This window comes from Enterococcus sp. 3H8_DIV0648, from assembly GCF_002140655.1.
In the GTDB taxonomy this organism is placed as follows: Bacteria; Bacillota; Bacilli; order Lactobacillales; family Enterococcaceae; genus Enterococcus_A; species Enterococcus_A hulanensis.
Map to the genome: position 1 here is coordinate 447,357 of NZ_NGLG01000001.1, position 687 is coordinate 448,043.

A 687-nucleotide genomic window follows, 5' to 3' on the forward strand; every position below is an offset into this window, starting at 1 on the left:
TTCATTTGTTCAAATGAGAGTGAGGGTAATGAGAGGTTATTCGGATTTATGACATATATGTATTTAAAAAGCACAAGAGAATGCCAAGATACTAACTCAAAGGATTTCGAGAATGTCATAATGTTTAAAATTTTATTGTTGATTCGAAATCCTTCTCCTAAAGATGCATTTGAGTTTATAAGTTCTTTCATTTGTTCAAATGAGAGTGAGGGTAATGAGAGGTTATTCGGATTTATGACATATATGTATTTAAAAAGCACAAGAGAATGCCAAGATACTAATGAAAAGGATTTCGAGAATTTCATTCAATTTTTGGTAAGTAAGTATCAGTTAGATTTTCCTCTTTTGCTCGATTTGGAAAATACTCGAAAAAAACTTGGCTATAAGAATTATGGAAGTTCCTTTGAATTATTTAAAAATCGATTTAACGAGTATCCAGATGAAAGAAAGATAGACGACATTGCTGCATTTCTACTGCAAAATAATGAGTTGGTGTTAGCAGAAAATTTATATTTTGATATACGTAAAGTCAATAAACAGATTGCAGATGAAATAATAACAGCTTTATATCTGTTTAACGATAAAAGCGAAAGGTGTTTGGAAGTATTGGAAGACTATTCTGATACTGAGCTTTCCGAAAAAATGCTTGCATATAAGGCTGAAGCATATAATAGAACGGATCAATAT

1 protein-coding gene is annotated in these 687 nt (G+C 30.6%); it reads left to right on the top strand.

The annotated features are described in order from the left end of the window. Positions 1-120: 120 nt before the first annotated feature. A partial coding sequence (locus A5875_RS23520; protein WP_176244600.1) for a hypothetical protein occupies positions 121-687 on the top strand: 567 nt, incomplete at its 3' end.